Below are 18,620 nucleotides of genomic sequence, written 5' to 3'. Positions count from 1 at the left end.
GTCGGTGTCAGGTGGTGGTGACTCCGGGGCGCTTGCGGGGCCGGTAGGAGGGGCCGTCCATGAGGACTTGGTGGCTGGTGTTGATCAGCCGGTCGAGCAGTGATTCGGCGACGACGGGGTTGGGGAACAGCGGGTACCAATCCTTGGGGGCGCGGTTGCTGGTCAGGATCAGCGGCTTGGCGGCGATGGCGCGGTCGGAGACCAGGTCGTAGAGGTCGTCGCTTTGGGTGGGGGTGTGCTCGCGCATGGCGAAGTCGTCGACGATGAGGACCAGGGGGCGGGTGTATTCGCGCATGCGTTGGCCGATGGTGCGGTCAGCGTGACCGCCGGCGAGGTCGGCGAGCATTCGGGAGCATTTGACGAAGCGGATGTCGCCGCCGCGTCGAGCTACTTGGTGTCCGAGTGCTTGTGCTACATGGGTTTTGCCGACTCCGACGGGTCCGTAGAGGATCACCGATTCGCCGGCGTCGAGCCAGCGCAGTGCGGCCAGATCGCGCAGCATCGCGGCGGGCAACTTGGGGCTGACGGCGAAGTCGAAGTCCTCGAAGGTGTTGGCTTGTTCGAAGCGGGCGCGCCGTATTCGCCGTGCCAGGGCGGCGGTCTCGCGGCGGGCGATTTCGTCTTCGCAGAGCACCTGCAGGAATTCCAGGTGGCCGAGTTTCCCGTCGCGGGTTTGGGCCAGGCGGGCATCGAGGGTGTCGAGCATGCCGGTCAGTTTGAGAGTCTTGAGTGCGGCACGAAGGCTGGGGTCGTGAATGGTCATGACGGTAGTCCTTTGTTGAATCGAGTTGGCGCAGAGCAGGATTAGCGGCTAGTAAGCGTCAGGCGGTACGTTCGGTGTCAAAGGCGGCGGGGCCGCGCAGCAACGCCGGCACTGCCGGGGTGGTAGGCCGCGGCGATTCCTCGCCGTATTCGGTACCGGCGGCCAGGATCCCCTTGACGGTGCGGTAGCCCGGATCGTCGATCGCCAGTGCGCGAGCACACGCCGCGTCCAGGCGGGCGTCACCGTATTTGTCGCGTAGCCGGATGATCCCCTGGATGGCCCTCAGTCGGTGGATGGCGTTGACCGCCGACAGTTCGGCGACGATCGCGACGGCACCAGGTCCGATCTGCTCGGCTTGGGTGCGACACCACGTCACGTTGCGCAGGGTATGGGCGATCTTGTTCGGCGGGTAGTGCTCGTAGTTGGTCGATCGGCCCGACAGATGCAGCACATGGGTCGCCACAACCGCATCGCTGTGGAAGATCTGCACCACATCACCTGCAGTGCGCACCAGCAGTTTCTGGCCCATCAACCGCCACGGTGCTGAGTAGAACGCTTTGCCCGACTTGACATGACAGTCCGGTGCCAGGGTGCCAACCGTGTAGGTCACGGACTCAAATCGACGCTGCGGCAACGGCATCAGTGCATCGCGTTCCACCGCGGTGAACACCGATGCTGGCCTCTGACCGTCCAGGCCGCGGTGCTTGTGGACGCCATAGACGTCGGTGGACCACCGCAGCGCCTCGGCCTGCATCTGCTCCAGGCTGGTGAACTCCCGCCCGGCGAAGAACGAATCCCGAATGTAGGGCATCGGCCGCTCAATGCGAGGCTTGTCTTTAGGCTTTCGTGCCCGCGCGGGGTCGATCAGGGTGCCGTAGAACGCGGCGAGCTCGGCGTAGGCCGGGTTGATCTGTGGGTCATACAGATCCGCCCGCAGCACCCCGGTTTTCAGGTTGTCGCAGACCAACCGCGCTGGAACACCATCAAAGAACTCGAATGCCGCCACGTGCGAGGCGTTCCACGAGTGCTGATCCATCCGCAGCACCGGCTGGACGAACAGGGCCCGTGAGCACGCCAGGATCATCGCGAACGCCCACACCGCCACCCGACGCCCCGCCTCCGGGTCGAACCACATGCCGAGCCTGCCGTAGTCGATCTGGGCTTCACTGCCGGGTTCGACAGCGCCCCGCGGTACAGTGGCCTTGCCTTCGAGGCGTTGTTCAGCGAAAGCTGTTGTGATGTAACGCCGCACCGTCGACTCCGACACATCGACGTGATAGTCGTCGCGTAGCCGTTGGGCGATGGTGGCCACCGTCACTGGCGCCGCAAGCTGATCTTTGATCCACTGATGGTGCACCGCGATCAGCGGCCAGGTCAGTGCCCGTGCGGTCGGGTCGACCAGCTCAGGGAACCACCGCGCGATCCGCGCCCGCCACAGCTCCTCGTCGAACGACCCATCAGCGCTGGCATCAGCCCCTCGGCCAGCGCCGGGGTCAAATACTTGCGGATCGTCTTGCGGTCGATGCCCAGTGCCTCATGAATCTGCACCTGGGATCGGCCGGCGTTCCAGTGTCGGAACATCTCCACGAAGTCGGTCACGGTCCACGCTCTCCTTGCCACCTCAGGCCCCTTCCAGGCCCCCGGAGCGGGGCACCTGAACGGAGCGAACCTGAGCAGCACCCCAACCCCACCCGACACACCCCGGGGTGGGGAATTACGTGACGGCAGGTGGGGAATTACGTGACGGACAACCCCTCAAACCTGGGGAAATACGTGACCGCTGACATTCGGTTCGGAGTCGGTTATGTGCAGCATCCGGGGTCCAGCCCAGTGCTAGCGCTTGCAGTGCATCTGGGCGGACTTGGTGAAAGACATTCATCCCACGGCGATCCGAGATCACTAGGCCCGGCGATGTGCAACTGCTCAACAACGACACGGTTCTGCACTCACGCGAGGAATACACCGACCACGACGACCCCGCCGCCGGTGGGGGCGAGACGGATGCTGCTGCTACCTAGATAACGCCTGGCGCGTCGCCTCGATCAGTGCGGATCTGTATTTCGGACATAGGTTTTCTACGGCCCTGCTGACTGTGAGCCCCGCTTCACGGGCGGTGTATTGATAGTCGGGGTCGTCCATCAGCCTGTAGTGAATCTTGGTGACGCTCGGGACTGATACGCCATTGACACCAAGATCATTACAGATGAGCGCGTAGACGTCCTCCATGGTGACCGGGCGGATATCTTGAGGGTCCGTGATTGTCGGTGGACGGCCTGTCTTGGGTGTTCCGCCTGCCGAGCCCTTGTGTTGGCAACCAGACATGCAGCGGTTGTATTCGGAGCTTCCCGGGCCGAGCATGAAGCATCCGGCATCACACCCATCCGTGCTGCACGTCGCCGGAGCTGCAGCTGCGAGGGGGCCGATCAGCAACATTGCGATGGTGGCCTTCTGGAGCCTCCGCCGTCCGCCCTCCCGCAACTTCACGACGGGTCCCTTTGGGGCCCCGAGTGGCTCAGCCGACTGGACTTGAGCAACGAAGAGGGGCGATGCGCCATGATCATCCTTCACTGTTCGGGGCACACGTACCGGACCCCGTTTACCTGTACTGAGACCTGTACTCGGAGTAGGCGGCGCTGAACTTGGGGCAGTGACCATTGATCGCATAACCGACTGCCGACTGCATCTGTCGGTAGTTGAGGCCACCGTCAGAGTAGATAGGTCTTTGTTCTGTCAAGAGAACTGAAATGGCGGCCCAGATGCCGTGGGCGGTCGGCTCTTGGCCGACAAAGTTGCAGATCACCTCGTGGTTGGCGTCGCCGAATGCCTGTGCCTTGTCAGCATGGCTGGTCGGTGCGCATGCCAGCCCGAGCCCAATCATTGATCCAAAAACCGCTGCCCCACTCCTGATTTTCTTCACTTCGTTGTCCTAACGTGGGCTGATCTTCTGTTGCCACTGGCGATCGGCACCTGGATTTGCCATTGCCGCCCCGTCCACCGTCGCCGCCAGGCGGTCTCTCGAAACTACGAAGAATCGAGACAGCGGCCCTACCTGCCCGGGCTGTCCAGAACTAAGGGATCGAGACGGCGGTCACGCTCTAGCTGAGGCCCGGACTGACAGGCCGCCCCGAGACTCCCCAGTCGCCATGGAGACCGGAGATGGACCCGCTCGTGCCGCCCATGGCACCCATGCCGGCCCTGCCACCGGCCCCGCCATCGCCACCATTGCCGCCGTCACCGAAAAGGGAGGCGGCGTTGCCGCCTAGACCGCCGTCACCGCCGCGAGCGTAGTTAAGGAGGGCGCCGGGGCCGCTGTAGTCGCCACCGTAGCCACCTTTGCCGCCGTTGCCGCCGTTGCCGCCGTTGCCCGAGAAGAACCCACCACTACCGCCGGAACCGCCAACACCGCCAGCGCCCCCAGGGAAATCGCCCCCGGGGAAATACAGTGTCGCGGCGTCACCGCCCGCGCCGCCATCACCACCGTTGCCACCGTTGCCGGAGAAGAGCCCGCCACTACCACCGAAACCGCCATCGCCACCAGCGCGGCCCTGGGGACCCAGCTCAGTGCCGTCACCACCGGCACCGCCATCGCCACCATTGCCGCCGTTACCGAAAAGGGAGGCGGCGTTGCCGCCTAGACCGCCGTCACCGCCGCGAGCGTAGTTAAGGAGGGCACCGGGGCCCCTGTAGTCGCCACCGTTGCCAGCGTTGCCGCCGTTGCCGCCGTTGCCACCATCGCCGAAGAAGAAGCCACCTTGGCCGCCGTTACCGCCCGCCCCGCCGTTGCCGCCGTCGGGGTGCAGTTCCGTGCCGTTGCCGCCATTGCCACCGTTGCCGCCATTGCCGCCGTTGCCGAACAAGAAGCCGCCACTGCCGCCCGCGCCACCGGCCCCGCCGTTGCCGCCGAACTGGCCGTCGCCGCCGTTGGTGCCGTTGCCGCCGTTGCCGAACAGGGACGCGGCGTTGCCACCGACGCCGGGGGTGCCGTTGATCGCACCGGAGCTTTCGGCGGCAAAAGTAGTGACCGGCGAATGGGTGCCGCCTGCTTCGGCGGACCCGGCGTTGCCGCCGTCACCGAAGAACCATCCGGCGTTGCCGCCGCTGCCGCTGTAGCCGTACCCGTTGCCGCCGTCGCCGAACAACAGCCCGGCGTTCCCACCGTCAGGGTTGTCGGCGGTTCCGTTAGCGCCGTCGCCGATCAGATACTGGCCTGATACCGAGTTGACGAGGTTGGCGAATACTTGCCCGTCGGAGCTGTTGATCCAGGTGTCGATGGAGGCGTGCAGCGGGGTATAGAAGTATTCGTTGAACAGGACTGCACCGAAGCTGGGGTCGTCGAGGTTCAGAAGTAGGGCATCCCAGTTGTCCTGCAGGATCAGGGCATCCCATGCCGCGTCGAGGGCGTCGGGGTCGGTCCAGGTCGAGGACTCGAATAGCGAAGCCACCGTATCGATGATCACGTCATCGACGTCAGCCTTCGCGGCGGGCTCGGCGAGTGGCGTCATCCCGAACGCCAAGAACACCCCCACTGCGGTGCCGCCGCCCAGTGCGCGACGGCGACTGACGTTGTTCCCGAAAGAGTGGGTGTTGCCCGAGCGTCGGCCCTGCTCCACGGAACTGCGGCGAGTCATCAATCAGTCTCCCTCTTGAGGCGTCAAGGAAATTCTCAGGTGCTACCCAGTTACGGGCCGAGGTTACAGGCCGGTTACGCATGTGCGCAACAGGCATGGGCTCGTTACGCTCTGGCCGATTCCGCGCGGGCCGTATGTCGTTGGACACCGTGTCCGACGACCAGCCCAAGCCAGCCCTCAACGAGACCACCCGCGTGTTCGGCGAACGGGTCCGCGACCGCCGCACGGCACTTGGCCTCAGTCAGGAGGCTGCCGCTGTTCGTTGTGGCATCCACTGGACGCAACTGGGCAAAGTGGAACGGGGCCAGCGCAGCCTGCGTCTAGAAACGATCATGAAGATCGCCGCCGGTCTGGACATCGATGCCGGAGAGCTCGTCAGCGAACTGCCCGTGCCGCAGTTCTAACCGTGTGGACGGGAACTCCAGCCGTAGCGCCTACGACTTGCTGGGCTTCATGTGTCCGGCGCGCTTAGTTCACTGCGCGGGACCGATGCACCCATCTTCGACCACTTGAGCCCCTGGGGATCGTGGGCGTTCATCCGGTTAAAGCGTTCGTTATCGGAGCGCAGCTTGGCCAGATGCTCCGGGTCGGTCGTAGCGGGCCAGTATCCAAGCTCCTCGGCGAGCCTCCGATATTCGCTCACGTTCGCCAGCACCTCACTCCCGGTTGTCATGCAGATGGGCGCAGTCCAATTGTTTCTGTGCGTTCACAACGGATCGCGGACGCTGTGGATGAACACGCCATAACGAGTCGGGTCGCTATAGATCACAAGGTTGTCGGAAGCGCCCTACCAGCATCGGGGACGTGCGAGGATCACGCGGTCGACAGCACGGGAGTGCGGTAACCAGGAGGTTGGCAGCGCGTGCCGATTCCAGCTACGAGCGGGCAGTATGCGACGTTGCCAGTTGGTCGGCACGTTGCCACACTCGACGAGGTCTACGAGACCTTTGTAGTGAATGCACCGTTCCGTCCCCGGCGCGAGTTAATCTTCCGCGCTCTCACGCTCTACATCGACCTCGTCTCGGCTCAGTTCAGCACGTGCCGGTACTGGATCGACGGTGGGTTCGTGACTCACAAGCCGTGGGAGCAGCCCGAGGACGCGGACGTGCTGGTTGTCGTACCCCCGGGTGAGCATGGAAAGGTGATGACGCCGGAGTTTCTGCCTCATTGGACGCTACTGGAGACTCTGCCCGCACAGCCGAGCGTCTACGCCGACAAGGTGCATCCGATGGGCGGGTTGCTCGACTGCTTCATCGAGCCCGATGTTCCCCAGGTGCTGGGCGTCTGGGACTTTCGGTGGTCGTCAGTGCGCGATCAGCAGCACAATGTGGTTCCAGGTGTCCGTAAGGGTTATTTGGAGGTGAGTGCGTAATGGCTGTCGACCGTGAGCTTGAGGCATCGCTGCTCGATGCGCTGCACTACTCCTCGGGTGACCCTAACTCCGATCGTGCGGTGCGCGAGTCGATCCGTGCCGGGATCGTCGGCAATGATGCCGACTTGATCAATATCTATGAGCGTGAGGTCGGGCCGGAGCAGGCAGAAGTGGACCTTCACCTGATTGGTCCCGGCATCGAGAAGAACGCCGCCAATGCACGACAGTTCTCGCTGTTCGTGAGTGGCATCAGTGACGCGGTCAAGGAGACCGCCAAGGCGCGCGCAGGCCGCAAACGGTACCGCGACAATCTGCTGATTGAGGGCACGACACCGGGATCGGTTCGGGTGGTGATGCGCGTGGCGATACCCGAGGTTTCCGACGGCCAAACAGTCGACGACGAGACTGCGGCATCGACCGTCGACTCGGACGCGTTGCGCACGGTGGCATCGATCCTCGCGCACGCTAGCGATCCCGACCTCGATACACCGCTCGCGGCGGAGATTGCCGAACTGCCGATCAAGGCGCGGACCGCGCTGAAACGCGTGGCCAATGCCTCTCAGCAGGGTGGGTGGGCGGTTCGCGGGATGATCCGCCAGAGACGGGTCGGGGCAGCAGGCCTCGAACTCACAAACGATGGTGCGGTCCGGTTGCGGATTGAGCTGGAAGTGGCCCAGGAGAAGCGCCGCCAGGAACACAGGGTGGGCACTATCGACGGCTTTCGCTGGTCTCTCGGCACTCTCTATTTCAGGCCGGACGAAGGGCCAGCCTTCACTGCTGGTGTGATGGAGAGCAAAGTCGCGCTGGAAGTCACTAGGTTGATGAACGATCCTGAGCTGCGCGTCATGGCGGACTTCGATGTCGTCGAATCCTATCTACCTGGCGACCAGACACGTTCCCGTGTGAGCCGCGTGCTGACTGGTATTCGGTCTCTTGGCGAGCAGACCGCCATCCCGGTTGGGACGGCCTGACTGGCCTTGTGGGTCCGGTACCACTCCCGTCTCATCTCCCGGCTATGTGTGGAGCCGTGAAATTTCCACTCGACTGGTGTCCCAGCGCAGGTCAGCGATGGGCGGAGCGCACACGTGGGCTGCTGGATTGTCCTGTGGCCGTCGCCAAGTTGGCGGTCAACAAGTCACAAGAATGGCGCAAAAGCCGATACAGAATGTGGTGGGTGGACGGTCCAGCTCCGTTGCAGGATCGGGTCTCGTCTGTGCTCGTGGCCAGTGTTGACCGCACACGCGCGGGTGAACTTACTTCGCAGTAGGGTGTCGTCATGACAGGTCGTCCCAGCACTGCCTACCGGATGTGGCAGAGACTGTCTGCCTACCCCGGCGGCAGCCGGTTATTCTCCGCAGCGGTCATGGCCCGCGCACCGTATTTCACGACCGTGCTGCCGCATATCAGGAGCATGGAGCCAGGTCTGGCTGAGATTGACGTCCCGAACTGGACGATGGTGCACAACCATCTGAAGACCATGCACGCCATTGCGTCTTGTAACGCCGCCGAGGTTGCCATGGGGATGCTGATGGAGGCCACCGTGCCGTCCAGTCACCGCTGGATTCCGAAGGCGATGACCGTCCAGTACCTGGCCAAGGCGACCACCTCGCTGCGGGCCACCGCCCGACTCGACCCTCCGGATTTCGAGGGCATCGCCGAGGGGGTCGAGTTGGTGGTGCCGGTCAGCATCACCGATCGCGGCGGTATTGAAGTCGTGCACGCAGACATCACCACCTGGGTAACGCCCGTTCGGTAGTTGCCTGCCCGTCCGGGTCCGGGCTGCCGGAACTGCGGCGACCGGCGGAAAACGAACTGACCGTGATGAGAACTAGACGTTCTTCACGAACGGCCACTTGGGCACCAGCACCTCGGCCAGTCCGGGCTCCATCCGGACCACATGCGGCAACACCGAGGCGAAGTAGGGGACTCGGGCCATCGCCGCGGCCGAGAAGAGCCGGGTGCCGCCGGGGATGCCCGCCAGCCGTCGCCATGTCTGATAAGTACTGGTGGATCCGGTCACGTCGACCTACCTTACCGGCAAGTAAGGTCGACCGCGGAGCGGCTCCGGGGTGGCGGTCCGCAGGGCTCGGGAGCGCTGTCGCTGGGTTGATGCCGCGGTTCCGGCGTCGCCTCTCCTTCGTCGAGCCTCGCTAAACCGCGGGGATTTGGCCGCTGACCCGATCTGGGGCATACTATTCAGGTTCGCCTGCGCCGGGGTTGTCCCTGGCCGGGCATACGACCAGCGCCCACCCGGGCGCGTCCGGTCCCATTCTCGCCGCACGGAGTTTTTTCACCGTGCACGAGGCCGTGTGCGGGCGACACGCCCGACCGCGGGGACCGGTGGACCAGGACAGGTAAACAGCGGCGGCAGCGCCCAGCGCAGTGTCGACACCGGACCCACGGGTCCGAAAAGGTAGCGACGAGCTGGGGCACAAAGGGTTCGAAAAACGGACCCCCTTTGCAGGAGTGAGGTAGCAGAAGCGTGGCGGGACAAAAGATCCGCATCAGGCTCAAGGCCTACGACCACGAGGCGATTGACGCCTCGGCGCGCAAGATCGTTGAGACGGTCACTCGTACCGGTGCGTCCGTAGTCGGCCCGGTGCCGCTGCCGACCGAGAAGAACGTGTATTGCGTCATCCGGTCCCCGCACAAGTACAAGGACTCGCGGGAGCACTTCGAGATGCGCACCCACAAGCGACTGATCGACATCCTCGATCCCACGCCGAAGACCGTTGACGCCTTGATGCGCATCGATCTGCCGGCCAGCGTCGACGTCAACATCCAATAAGGCATCCCAGTAGGAGCTCGGAAGAAACCATGGCACGCAAAGGTATTTTGGGTACCAAACTGGGCATGACACAGGTGTTCGACGAGAACAACAAGGTCGTGCCGGTCACGGTCGTCAAGGCCGGGCCGAATGTGGTCACCCGCATCCGCACCCCTGAGCGCGACGGCTACAGCGCCGTCCAGCTCGCTTACGGCGAGATCAGCCCTCGCAAGGTCAACAAGCCGCTGAGCGGTCAGTACGCGGCCGCCGGGGTCAACCCGCGCCGGCATCTGGCCGAGCTGCGTCTCGATGACGAGGCCGCCGCCGCCGGCTACGAGGTCGGCCAGGAGCTGACCGCCGAGATTTTCGCCGACGGCAGCTACGTCGACGTCACCGGAACCTCCAAGGGCAAGGGCTACGCCGGCACCATGAAGCGGCACGGCTTCCGCGGTCAGGGCGCCGGTCACGGCGCCCAGGCCGTGCACCGCCGGCCGGGTTCGATCGGTGGCTGCTCGACCCCCGGCCGGGTGTTCAAGGGCACCCGGATGTCGGGCCGGATGGGCAACGACCGGGTCACCACCCAGAACCTGGTGGTGCACAAGGTTGACGCCGAGAACGGTGTGCTGTTGATCAAGGGCGCCATTCCGGGCCGCAACGGTGGGCTGGTTCTGGTCCGCAGCGCGATCAAAAAGGGTGAGAAGTAATGGCCGGCATCAAGATTGACGTCAAGACTCCGGACGGCAAGAAGAGTGGCTCGGTTGAGCTGCCCGCCGAGCTGTTCGACGCTCCCGCCAACATTGCGCTGATGCACCAGGTGGTGATCGCTCAGTTGGCCGCGGCCCGTCAGGGTACGCACTCCACCAAGACGCGCGGTGAGGTCAGCGGCGGTGGCCGTAAGCCTTACCGGCAGAAGGGAACCGGCCGGGCCCGTCAGGGTTCGACTCGGGCGCCGCAGTTCACCGGTGGTGGCGTGGTGCACGGCCCCAAGCCGCGCGACTACAGCCAGCGCACCCCGAAGAAGATGATCGCCGCCGCCCTGCGCGGAGCGTTGTCGGACCGGGCGCGCAACGGCCGGATCCACGCGATCACCGAGCTGGTGAGCGGACAGACCCCGTCGACCAAGGACGCCAAGACGTTCCTGGGCTCGATCACCGACCGCAAGCAGGTGCTGGTGGTCATCGGCCGGGCCGACGAGACGGGCGCCAAGAGCGTGCGCAACCTGCCGGGTGTGCACATCCTGTCCCCGGACCAGCTCAACACCCACGATGTGCTGCGTGCCGACGACGTGGTGTTCAGCGTCGAGGCCCTGAACTCCTACATCGAGGCACACACCGCCAAAACCGAGGAGGTTTCGGCCTGATGGCGACCATCCCCGACCCCCGCGACATCATCCTCGCGCCGGTCATCTCCGAGAAGTCCTACGGGCTGATCGAGAACAACGTGTACACGTTCGTGGTGCACCCCGACACGAACAAGACGCAGATCAAGATCGCGATCGAGAAGATCTTCGCGGTCAAGGTGGCGTCGGTGAACACCGCGAACCGGCCGGGTAAGCGCAAGCGGTCCCGGACCGGCTACGGCAAGCGCAAGGACACCAAGCGCGCCATTGTGACCCTGGCGCCCGGCAGCAAGCCGATCGACCTGTTCGCCGCACCGGCCTGACCGGAGTGAGAGAGAGATCTAACTGACATGGGAATCCGCAAGTACAAGCCGACGACCCCCGGTCGTCGCGGTGCCAGCGTCTCCGATTTCGCTGAGCTCACCCGCTCTCACCCGGAGAAGTCGCTGGTTCGGCCGCTGCACGGCCACGGCGGGCGTAACGCCCACGGCCGGATCACCACCCGGCACAAGGGTGGCGGCCACAAGCGCGCCTACCGCGTGATCGACTTCCGTCGCCACGACAAGGACGGCGTCAACGCCAAGGTCGCGCACATCGAGTACGACCCGAACCGCACCGCGCGGATCGCGCTGCTGCACTACCTGGACGGCGAGAAGCGCTACATCATCGCCCCGCAGGGTCTGTCGCAGGGCGACGTGGTCGAATCGGGCGCCAACGCCGACATCAAGCCCGGCAACAACCTGCCGCTGCGCAACATCCCCGCCGGCACCCTGGTGCACGCGGTGGAGCTGCGCCCGGGCGGTGGCGCCAAGCTGGCCCGCTCCGCCGGTTCCAGCATCCAGCTGCTGGGCAAGGAAGGCGCTTACGCCTCGCTGCGTATGCCTTCTGGCGAGATCCGCCGGGTCGACGTGCGCTGCCGCGCCACCGTCGGCGAGGTGGGCAACGCCGAGCAGGCCAACATCAACTGGGGTAAGGCCGGCCGTATGCGGTGGAAGGGCAAGCGCCCGACCGTCCGTGGTGTCGTCATGAACCCGGTGGACCACCCGCATGGTGGTGGTGAGGGCAAGACCTCCGGCGGCCGGCACCCGGTCAGCCCGTGGGGTAAGCCGGAGGGTCGCACCCGCCGGCCGAACAAGCCCAGCGACAAGCTCATCGTCCGACGCCGGCGCACCGGCAAGAAGCGCTAGGAATCGGAGGGAAAGCGATGCCACGCAGCCTCAAGAAGGGTCCGTTCGTCGACGACCATCTGCTCAAGAAGGTCGACGTCCAGAACGAAAAGAACACCAAGCAGGTCATCAAGACCTGGTCACGTCGGTCGACGATCATCCCGGACTTCATCGGGCACACGTTCGCCGTTCACGACGGCCGCAAGCATGTTCCGGTATTCGTCACCGAGTCGATGGTCGGGCACAAGCTCGGCGAATTCGCTCCGACGCGCACCTTCAAGGGACACATCAAAGACGACCGGAAGGCTAAGCGCCGGTGAGCGTTACGACTGAATATCCGTCCGCTGTTGCCAAGGCCCGCCATGTGGGTATCTCGGCCAGCAAGGCGCGCCGGGTGATCAACCTGGTGCGCGGCAAGTCCGTTGCCGAAGCGCTGGACATCCTGCGCTGGGCCCCGCAGCAGGCCAGCCTGCCGGTGGCCAAGGTCATCGCCAGCGCGGCGGCCAACGCCCAGAACAACGACGGCTTGGACCCGGCCACCCTGGTGGTGGCGACGGTGTACGCCGATGAGGGCCCAACCGCCAAGCGGATCAAGCCGCGCGCTCAGGGGCGTGCGTACCGGATCCGCCGGCGCACCAGCCACATCACTGTGGTGGTGGAGAGCCGGCCGGTGAAGGGCGGCGGTTCGGCGCAGTCCGCCAGCGCTGCCCGGGCGCGTCGTGCGCAGGGCAGCAAGGCGGCCGCTGGGACGGCCGCGCCGGCGAAGAAGGCTTCGGCGGCCAAGGCGGCCGAGAAGGCGCCGGCCAAGAAGGCTTCCGCAGCCAAGGCTGCCGAGAAGACGACTGAGAAAGCGGCGGCGAAGAAGGCGCCCGCCAAGAAGGCGGCAGCCAAGAAGGCGCCTGAGACGTCCGACGCGAAGGAGGGCTCGGAGTAATGGGCCAGAAGATCAACCCGCACGGCTTCCGGCTCGGGATCACCACCGACTGGAAGTCGCACTGGTACGCCGACAAGCAGTACGCGGAGTACGTCAAGGAAGACGTGGCGATCCGCCGGCTGCTGTCGAGCGGCCTGGAGCGCGCCGGCATCGCCGACGTGACCATCGAGCGCACCCGCGACCGGGTCCGGGTCGACATCCACACGGCTCGTCCGGGCATCGTCATCGGCCGCCGTGGTACGGAGGCAGACCGGATCCGTGGCGACCTGGAGAAGCTCACCGGTAAGCAGGTGCAGCTGAACATTCTTGAGGTGAAGCAGCCGGAGGCCGTCGCCCAGCTCGTCGCGCAGGGTGTTGCCGAGCAGCTGAGCAACCGGGTGGCGTTCCGCCGCGCGATGCGCAAGGCGATCCAGTCGGCGATGCGTCAGCCCAACGTCAAGGGCATCCGGGTGCAGTGCTCGGGCCGTCTCGGCGGTGCTGAGATGAGCCGCTCGGAGTTCTACCGCGAGGGTCGGGTGCCGCTGCACACGCTGCGCGCCGACATCGACTATGGGCTGTACGAGGCGAAGACCACCTTCGGCCGGATCGGCGTGAAGGTCTGGATCTACAAGGGCGACGTGGTCGGCGGCAAGCGTGAGCTGGCCGTCGCCGCACCGTCGGCCGACCGTCCGCGCCGGGAGCGCCCGTCGGGCACCCGCCCGCGCCGCAGCGGCGCCTCGGGTACCACCGCGACCAGCACCGACGCCGGGCGGGCCGCTGAGAGCACCGAGAACACCGCTGCTGCGGAAGCGGTCACCGAGGGCGCAGCGACCGCGGAGTCACAAGCAACGCAGAGCACGGAGAGCTGATCATGTTGATTCCCCGTAAGGTCAAGCACCGCAAGCAGCACCACCCCAAGCAGCGCGGTATCGCCAGCGGCGGCACCGCGGTGACGTTCGGTGAGTACGGCATCCAGGCACTGGAGCACGCCTACGTCACCAACCGGCAGATCGAGTCGGCTCGTATCGCCATCAACCGGCACATCAAGCGTGGCGGCAAGGTGTGGATCAACATCTTCCCGGACCGTCCGCTGACCAAGAAGCCCGCCGAAACCCGGATGGGTTCCGGTAAGGGTTCGCCGGAGTGGTGGGTCGCCAACGTCAAGCCGGGTCGGGTGCTGTTCGAGCTGAGCTACCCGAACGAGGCCATTGCCCGCGCCGCACTGACCCGGGCGATCCACAAGCTGCCGATCAAGGCGCGCATCGTCACCCGAGAGGAGCAGTTCTGATGGCAGTGGGAGTTACCGCTGGCGAACTGCGCGAGCTGAACGCCGACGAGCTCGTCGAGCAGTTGCGCGAGTCCAAAGAAGAGCTGTTCAACCTGCGTTTCCAGATGGCGACCGGGCAGCTCACCAACAACCGTCGGCTCCGCACGGTGCGCCACCAGATCGCGCGCATCTACACCGTGTTGCGCGAACGGGAACTGGGCCTGGCGTCCGGTCCCGCTGGTTCTGAAGGCGAGGCATCGTAATGGCACAGGCTGCAAAGGCTAGCGCCGCGGAGAAGGGCCCCAAGCACACTCCGCGCACCGAGACGCCGCGGGGCCGCCGCAAGACCCAGATCGGCTACGTGGTCAGCGACAAGATGGAGAAGACCATCGTCGTCGAGCTCGAGGACCGGGTGAAGCACCCGCTCTACGGCAAGATCATCCGGACCACCAAGAAGGTCAAGGCGCACGACGAGAACAACACGGCCGGCATCGGCGACCGCGTGTCGCTGATGGAGACCCGTCCGCTGTCGGCGTCGAAGCGCTGGCGCCTGGTCGAAATCCTGGAGAAGGCCAAGTAATACGACAAGGCCCCGCGACCTGCGTCGCGGGGCTTCGTCGTGCCTGGGGTCGTGGCCGCGTCACGCCGGCACTTTGACCCGCTGCGGTTGCTGCGCGGTCGGACCGAGCGGAACCTGCAGTGAATCCTGGCCGTTGAGCACTCGGGCCGGCACCGCCAGTGTGCGTCGTGTCGGCGTCGGCAGGCTGGTCCGTAATGCCGTCAATTGGCGTCCGTTGAGACGGTTCAGTCCGGCCGAGGTGGTCCTTCGCAATCTGCTCGCGCTGTGGTAGCGCACCAGCACCGCGACGTCGGTGTGGTGCTGGCGCCTCGTCAGGCGCACCGTGACTGCGGTCGTGTCGGTCTCCGGCAGCCACAGCCGCTCCAGGTTCTCCGTGCTGATGTCGCGCGGCGACATCCAGAAGGTGGCCGCGAATTGCTTGGGCCCCTTGCGTTCCTTCTGCTTTAGTCGGCGCCGACGCCGGCGGAGACGGGTGGGCTGGAGGCCGGCCAAGAGAGCCGCGTCGACCTGATCGAACTCCTCGGCCGACAGGATGCGCGCGTCGAGGTGACGTTCGCAGAGGTCGCGGGCCAGTCGTTCGGTGGCTACGGCCAGGGTCGCGGCCACGGAATCGCGAACCGCCACCGCCTCGGTGTTGTGCATCGGATCCATCCGCAGGATCAGCCAGTTGACCTGTGGTCCGCAGGAGCCGGGCGCCTTGACCGCCTGGACCGCCGCCGTGTCGGTGCGGTGTTCGTCATCGGGGGAGTCGTCGGGGGAGTCGCACGTTCGTATTGACACGATGTCGATCCCGTCCAGGCGCACGTCGAACTGCCGCAGGCCCGCGGCGACGAGTTCAGCTGGCAGCGTCGGTGCCGGCGCCGGGACGCGACGATGTCGCCCGGCCGTTTCGGCCGTAGCAACGGGTATGGCGATCACCGACACCAACCGGCCCCGGTACTCACGCACCCCGACGACGTCGCGACTGTAGCGGCGACGGTGGTCGAAGCCGGGAGTACAGCCTTCGGTGAGAAACGCCGCCGGGGTGGCGAATCGATCGGACAGCCGGGCCAGCAGGATCGCCGTCAGCGGTACTCGGCGGTGGGTGATCAACGCGGCCGTGGTGAGCACTGCGGCGAGGCCCACTGCGGGCCACCATGCGCGCTCGGGGGGCCCGAGCTGGGCCGGCCAGTGGCGGGCCAGCCACAGGATGCCGATATCGATCAGAAATACCGTGGTCACGCGCAGCCAGGACAGATTCAGCCCCAACGTATGCTGCGCCCTCATCGATGTGTCCGCCTCATGGTTCCCCCCAGAACTTCCATGGTTTGTGCGGTGACCGGGGTGCCCACTTCGGTACCGAGCCAAACATCCCAGGCCCTCCGGCATGGACCTGGGATGTTCAGCCGTCCATTCGCCCCGGCCCGGACGAACGTCAGATTCCGAACAGGCTCGTCGGGTCGAATAGGCTCGTCGGGTCGAACATGCTCGCCACGTCTCCGGCACCTCCGGCGGCGTCGGCCGCACTGCTCACAGCGTCGGCCGCGCCGCCCGTGGCGTCTGCACCCAACATCGACAGGCCACTGAACGCATCGCCCGGGTCGAGCAGTCCGGCCGCATCGAAATCGGTCGGAATGTTGAAGTCGCCGAACGGTGTCGACAGCGTGTCAGTGATGGTGTTGGCGGCGCCGTCAGCCCCCGGGATGTCGGTGTAGATGTTCTCGAACCCGTTCCCGAAGTTCATCACGTCGTACACCGTTCCCACCGCGGGAAGGTCAGAAGCCGTCGCTCCGGAAGCCGGATCTACGTCGGTGATCGTGAACTCGGTGTTGTGGATGCCGCCAACGAGATTCGTGACGTTCTCGCTGGCGGTCACGTTGCCCAGATCGGTGGCGCCGTCCCCGGTGCCGCTGCTGACGTCGAAGGATTGTTCGCCTTCGCCGACCTGGAACAACGGCGGGGCGCTGAACACCGGACTGAGCGGGGTGAAACCCGCCGACCCGTCGTCCAGCACGGGGTTGAAGGTGGTGTCGCCGATGGTGAAGCTGTCGCCGGCGCCGGGCGCCGCGTCGGTGGGTGTGAGGTCGCCGGGTGTGACGTCTCCGGGCGTTGTGGCGTCGGGAGTGCCGGCGGTCGGCGGGATAGCGCCGATATCGCCCAGCGGCGACGGGCTGAGCGTTCCCGCCGTGGGTGCCAGCGCGCCGAGGCCGGTCAGCGGGGTGGGGGTTGTGGTCAGGTCTGGGCTGAGGGCACCGGCGTTACCGAGTGCGTCCGTGCCGCCGGCGCCGGTCACGTTGCTGGCCAGGTCGACCGGCAGGGCAGTGCTGCCGATGTCTCCGGCTGCGCCGACACCATTGTCGGCGAAAGCGACTGATACGGGCAGGAATGTGGTCGTAAGTAGACCGGCGGTGGCGCCACCGGCCGACAATATGATCCGACGATTCATTTTCGGTGCGTTCCTTCCGTTCTGGGATGGTCCCGGCCCTGTGTGTTCCCCTTCGAAACATGCCGGGAAGAGCTGAACATCGGTCGATCGCCTCGCGCAACGCGCACAACAATTCCGGTGTGAACGCTGTGAAGGCGTCGATGACGTTGGGCGACAACGGATGTCCAGATGCCAGAGACACTGCCTCAACCCCCTCGGCATCCTCGTCAGACGCTAACGGGTCTAAGGCGTCGTCACCACCCCTGTGGGCCGATATTTCAACAGTTAATCTCAATGTAGAGAATCGTTGTCATCGATCAACGCACGTGAACGCGGCGATGTAAGTCATTGCGGCACTGCGCTTATGGCAAAGATAAGTGTTTGTCAGGGCTTGGTCTCAGGCGCGTTAAAGTAATAGCCTTGGCGGAACGGAACTTTCGATTTGACCAATCGGAGCCGGGCGGCACACTGAGCGCTATGGAACTGCGGCAGTTGAAACATTTTGTCGCTGTGGCTGAGGAGCTGCACTTCACGCGCGCGGCCGCCAAGGTTCACGTGGTGCAGTCCACCCTGTCCGCGTCGATCAGCAGCCTGGAGCAGGAACTCGGTACCGCGCTGCTGGTGCGCAACAACCGCCGTGTCGACCTCACCACGGCCGGCCTGGCGCTGCTGCCGGATGCGCAGAACGCCCTGGCTGCTGCGGAACATGCGCGTGCCGCGGTCGACGCAGTCAAGGGGGTGCTGTCGGGGCGGCTGAGCATCGGCGTGATCCAAGGGCTGGGGGCCGTGGACCTACCGGCGTTGCTGGCGCGCTATCACCGGAGCTTTCCGCGCATCGAGATCGCAATGCGACACGATCCGATTGACACGCTGGTGCACGCGACCGCCGACGGTGACCTGGACCTGGCGTTCGTCAGCCAGCCCTACGACGGGAGCCGGGTCAAGGGGCTGTCATTGGGATCCGAGCCGCTGGCGCTGGCGGTGCGACATGACGATCCGCTCGCCGATCGCGATGTGGTGGACCTGACCGACCTGCGGGATCGGGAGTTCGTCGAGCGGCGTTCCGATCTGCGGACGCGGCTGCACATCGATGGGATCTGCGCCGACCTCGGCTTCGTTCGAACCGTCTGCGCCGAGTCCAACACCCCGATCGACCTCGTGGATCTGGTGGCCGCCGGCGTAGGTATCGCGTTCCTGCCGCCGGCGCTGGTGGCGAAATCGGATCAGCTTGTGGGTGTGGCGACCGATCCGGTGATTCCCCGTGAACTGGCCCTGATCACCCCGAGTGAGCGGGCACCGTCGCCGGCGGCCGCGGCCTTTCTCGGCGAGCTGCTGGCGGCCGGTGCAGGCCAGGGCCATACATCGCAGCGTCGGGAACCCTCCGTGGTGTGAAGACTGCCGCTTTGCCGCCGGGCCGGTAG

Annotated in this window: 21 protein-coding genes and 3 pseudogenes; 16 read left to right on the top strand and 8 right to left on the bottom strand. The window is 65.5% G+C overall.

Annotated features, from left to right (window positions below; translation table 11 throughout):
- Window positions 1-7: 7 nt before the first annotated feature.
- From istB to K3U94_RS19015, 4 genes and pseudogenes are all read right to left on the bottom strand, one after another.
- The gene (gene istB / locus K3U94_RS19035; protein ID WP_046301961.1) at window positions 8-763 is read right to left on the bottom strand and encodes an IS21-like element helper ATPase IstB; all 756 of its coding nucleotides are present in this window, start codon (window positions 761-763) and stop codon (window positions 8-10) included.
- Window positions 764-821: 58 nt separating this feature from the next.
- Window positions 822-2,362: pseudogene (istA, locus tag K3U94_RS19030) on the bottom strand (IS21 family transposase).
- A gap of 203 nt (window positions 2,363-2,565) precedes the next feature.
- Window positions 2,566-2,672, bottom strand: a pseudogene (locus K3U94_RS19025) (Rv2640c family ArsR-like transcriptional regulator); the annotation flags it as partial.
- 1,186 nt (window positions 2,673-3,858) lie between these two features.
- Complete coding sequence (locus K3U94_RS19015; RefSeq protein ID WP_131721475.1) at window positions 3,859-5,391, bottom strand: hypothetical protein; 1,533 nt, start codon at window positions 5,389-5,391, stop codon at window positions 3,859-3,861.
- Between the two features lie 134 nt (window positions 5,392-5,525).
- Between K3U94_RS19015 and K3U94_RS19010 the strand changes: the two genes are divergently transcribed.
- Window positions 5,526-5,795, top strand: coding sequence for a helix-turn-helix domain-containing protein (locus K3U94_RS19010; protein ID WP_046302447.1), 270 nt, complete (start codon window positions 5,526-5,528; stop codon window positions 5,793-5,795).
- Window positions 5,796-5,842: 47 nt separating this feature from the next.
- Here the strand turns inward: K3U94_RS19010 and K3U94_RS19005 are convergent, their stop codons facing one another.
- A complete protein-coding gene (locus K3U94_RS19005) occupies window positions 5,843-6,034 on the bottom strand; it encodes a hypothetical protein (RefSeq protein WP_131721476.1) in 192 nt (63 codons plus the stop codon).
- A 219-nt stretch (window positions 6,035-6,253) separates the two neighbouring features.
- Between K3U94_RS19005 and K3U94_RS19000 the strand changes: the two genes are divergently transcribed.
- The 3 genes from K3U94_RS19000 (at window position 6,254) to K3U94_RS18990 (ending at window position 8,519) form a co-directional block, all read left to right on the top strand.
- Window positions 6,254-6,763: a DUF6932 family protein gene (locus K3U94_RS19000; protein WP_047318349.1), complete on the top strand. Its 510-nt coding sequence runs from the start codon at window positions 6,254-6,256 to the stop codon at window positions 6,761-6,763.
- Entirely contained in the window at window positions 6,763-7,734 is a 972-nt protein-coding gene (locus K3U94_RS18995) for a hypothetical protein (protein WP_046301584.1), read from the top strand. The genes K3U94_RS19000 and K3U94_RS18995 overlap by 1 nt, the downstream gene beginning before the upstream one ends.
- Window positions 7,735-8,039: 305 nt before the next feature.
- Window positions 8,040-8,519, top strand: coding sequence for a hotdog fold domain-containing protein (locus K3U94_RS18990; protein WP_046301585.1), 480 nt, complete (start codon window positions 8,040-8,042; stop codon window positions 8,517-8,519).
- Window positions 8,520-8,597: 78 nt separating this feature from the next.
- Here the strand turns inward: K3U94_RS18990 and K3U94_RS18985 are convergent.
- Window positions 8,598-8,783: pseudogene (locus K3U94_RS18985) on the bottom strand (DUF4442 domain-containing protein); the annotation flags it as partial.
- 462 nt (window positions 8,784-9,245) lie between these two features.
- Here K3U94_RS18985 and rpsJ point away from each other — a divergent pair.
- The 11 genes from rpsJ to rpsQ are packed head-to-tail and all read left to right on the top strand — an operon-like array spanning window position 9,246 to window position 14,795.
- Entirely contained in the window at window positions 9,246-9,551 is a 306-nt protein-coding gene (rpsJ, locus tag K3U94_RS18980) for a 30S ribosomal protein S10 (protein ID WP_003883485.1), read from the top strand.
- Window positions 9,552-9,580: 29 nt separating this feature from the next.
- Window positions 9,581-10,234, top strand: coding sequence for a 50S ribosomal protein L3 (gene rplC, locus K3U94_RS18975; RefSeq protein WP_047318350.1), 654 nt, complete (start codon window positions 9,581-9,583; stop codon window positions 10,232-10,234).
- Window positions 10,234-10,890 carry a 50S ribosomal protein L4 gene (gene rplD, locus K3U94_RS18970; protein ID WP_047318351.1) on the top strand — a complete coding sequence of 219 codons (657 nt, stop codon included), beginning with the start codon at window positions 10,234-10,236 and terminating at the stop codon, window positions 10,888-10,890. The genes rplC and rplD overlap by 1 nt, the downstream gene beginning before the upstream one ends.
- The gene (gene rplW, locus K3U94_RS18965; protein ID WP_047318352.1) at window positions 10,890-11,192 is read left to right on the top strand and encodes a 50S ribosomal protein L23; all 303 of its coding nucleotides are present in this window, start codon (window positions 10,890-10,892) and stop codon (window positions 11,190-11,192) included. The genes rplD and rplW overlap by 1 nt, the downstream gene beginning before the upstream one ends.
- A gap of 27 nt (window positions 11,193-11,219) precedes the next feature.
- A complete protein-coding gene (gene rplB / locus K3U94_RS18960; protein WP_024440413.1) occupies window positions 11,220-12,056 on the top strand; it encodes a 50S ribosomal protein L2 in 837 nt (278 codons plus the stop codon).
- Window positions 12,057-12,073: 17 nt separating this feature from the next.
- On the top strand, window positions 12,074-12,355 hold the full coding sequence (gene rpsS, locus K3U94_RS18955; RefSeq protein ID WP_006245110.1) for a 30S ribosomal protein S19: 282 nt from the start codon (window positions 12,074-12,076) through the stop codon (window positions 12,353-12,355).
- Complete coding sequence (gene rplV, locus K3U94_RS18950; RefSeq protein WP_047318353.1) at window positions 12,352-12,969, top strand: 50S ribosomal protein L22; 618 nt, start codon at window positions 12,352-12,354, stop codon at window positions 12,967-12,969. The genes rpsS and rplV overlap by 4 nt, the downstream gene beginning before the upstream one ends.
- Window positions 12,969-13,817, top strand: a complete 849-nt coding sequence (rpsC, locus tag K3U94_RS18945; protein ID WP_047318354.1) for a 30S ribosomal protein S3 — start codon at window positions 12,969-12,971, stop codon at window positions 13,815-13,817. Before rplV ends, rpsC begins: the two co-directional genes overlap by 1 nt.
- A 2-nt stretch (window positions 13,818-13,819) precedes the next feature.
- Window positions 13,820-14,236 carry a 50S ribosomal protein L16 gene (gene rplP, locus K3U94_RS18940; RefSeq protein WP_024440409.1) on the top strand — a complete coding sequence of 139 codons (417 nt, stop codon included), beginning with the start codon at window positions 13,820-13,822 and terminating at the stop codon, window positions 14,234-14,236.
- Window positions 14,236-14,478, top strand: a complete 243-nt coding sequence (gene rpmC / locus K3U94_RS18935; RefSeq protein ID WP_047318355.1) for a 50S ribosomal protein L29 — start codon at window positions 14,236-14,238, stop codon at window positions 14,476-14,478. The genes rplP and rpmC overlap by 1 nt, the downstream gene beginning before the upstream one ends.
- Window positions 14,478-14,795 (top strand): 30S ribosomal protein S17, encoded by a 318-nt coding sequence (rpsQ, locus tag K3U94_RS18930; RefSeq protein ID WP_047318356.1) that lies wholly within the window; start codon window positions 14,478-14,480, stop codon window positions 14,793-14,795. The genes rpmC and rpsQ overlap by 1 nt, the downstream gene beginning before the upstream one ends.
- A gap of 60 nt (window positions 14,796-14,855) precedes the next feature.
- Here the strand turns inward: rpsQ and eccE are convergent, their stop codons facing one another.
- Both eccE and K3U94_RS18920 read right to left on the bottom strand, forming a co-directional pair.
- A complete protein-coding gene (gene eccE, locus K3U94_RS18925) occupies window positions 14,856-16,061 on the bottom strand; it encodes a type VII secretion protein EccE (RefSeq protein ID WP_047318357.1) in 1,206 nt (401 codons plus the stop codon).
- A 148-nt stretch (window positions 16,062-16,209) separates the two neighbouring features.
- On the bottom strand, window positions 16,210-17,220 hold the full coding sequence (locus K3U94_RS18920) for a hypothetical protein (RefSeq protein WP_047318358.1): 1,011 nt from the start codon (window positions 17,218-17,220) through the stop codon (window positions 16,210-16,212).
- A 456-nt stretch (window positions 17,221-17,676) separates the two neighbouring features.
- On the opposite strand from K3U94_RS18920, the gene K3U94_RS18915 reads away from it, so the two are divergent.
- Window positions 17,677-18,591 carry a LysR family transcriptional regulator gene (locus tag K3U94_RS18915; protein WP_047318359.1) on the top strand — a complete coding sequence of 305 codons (915 nt, stop codon included), beginning with the start codon at window positions 17,677-17,679 and terminating at the stop codon, window positions 18,589-18,591.
- The last annotated feature ends 29 nt before the right edge of the window (window positions 18,592-18,620 follow it).

Origin of the sequence: Mycolicibacter heraklionensis (assembly GCF_019645815.1) — a bacterium.
Lineage (GTDB): Bacteria > Actinomycetota > Actinomycetes > Mycobacteriales > Mycobacteriaceae > Mycobacterium > Mycobacterium heraklionense.
This window is presented reverse-complemented; position numbering and strand designations above follow the sequence as displayed.

Coding starts and splice junctions, on each gene's coding strand:
- istB (WP_046301961.1), bottom strand. CDS start 763: ATGACCATTCACGACCCCAGCCTTCGTGCCGCACTCAAGACTCTCAAA.
- K3U94_RS19015 (WP_131721475.1), bottom strand. CDS start 5,391: ATGACTCGCCGCAGTTCCGTGGAGCAGGGCCGACGCTCGGGCAACACC.
- K3U94_RS19010 (WP_046302447.1), top strand. CDS start 5,526: ATGTCGTTGGACACCGTGTCCGACGACCAGCCCAAGCCAGCCCTCAAC.
- K3U94_RS18995 (WP_046301584.1), top strand. CDS start 6,763: ATGGCTGTCGACCGTGAGCTTGAGGCATCGCTGCTCGATGCGCTGCAC.
- K3U94_RS18990 (WP_046301585.1), top strand. CDS start 8,040: ATGACAGGTCGTCCCAGCACTGCCTACCGGATGTGGCAGAGACTGTCT.
- rplC (WP_047318350.1), top strand. CDS start 9,581: ATGGCACGCAAAGGTATTTTGGGTACCAAACTGGGCATGACACAGGTG.
- rplD (WP_047318351.1), top strand. CDS start 10,234: ATGGCCGGCATCAAGATTGACGTCAAGACTCCGGACGGCAAGAAGAGT.
- rplW (WP_047318352.1), top strand. CDS start 10,890: ATGGCGACCATCCCCGACCCCCGCGACATCATCCTCGCGCCGGTCATC.
- rplB (WP_024440413.1), top strand. CDS start 11,220: ATGGGAATCCGCAAGTACAAGCCGACGACCCCCGGTCGTCGCGGTGCC.
- rpsS (WP_006245110.1), top strand. CDS start 12,074: ATGCCACGCAGCCTCAAGAAGGGTCCGTTCGTCGACGACCATCTGCTC.
- rpsC (WP_047318354.1), top strand. CDS start 12,969: ATGGGCCAGAAGATCAACCCGCACGGCTTCCGGCTCGGGATCACCACC.
- rplP (WP_024440409.1), top strand. CDS start 13,820: ATGTTGATTCCCCGTAAGGTCAAGCACCGCAAGCAGCACCACCCCAAG.
- rpmC (WP_047318355.1), top strand. CDS start 14,236: ATGGCAGTGGGAGTTACCGCTGGCGAACTGCGCGAGCTGAACGCCGAC.
- rpsQ (WP_047318356.1), top strand. CDS start 14,478: ATGGCACAGGCTGCAAAGGCTAGCGCCGCGGAGAAGGGCCCCAAGCAC.
- eccE (WP_047318357.1), bottom strand. CDS start 16,061: ATGAGGGCGCAGCATACGTTGGGGCTGAATCTGTCCTGGCTGCGCGTG.
- K3U94_RS18920 (WP_047318358.1), bottom strand. CDS start 17,220: ATGAATCGTCGGATCATATTGTCGGCCGGTGGCGCCACCGCCGGTCTA.
- K3U94_RS18915 (WP_047318359.1), top strand. CDS start 17,677: ATGGAACTGCGGCAGTTGAAACATTTTGTCGCTGTGGCTGAGGAGCTG.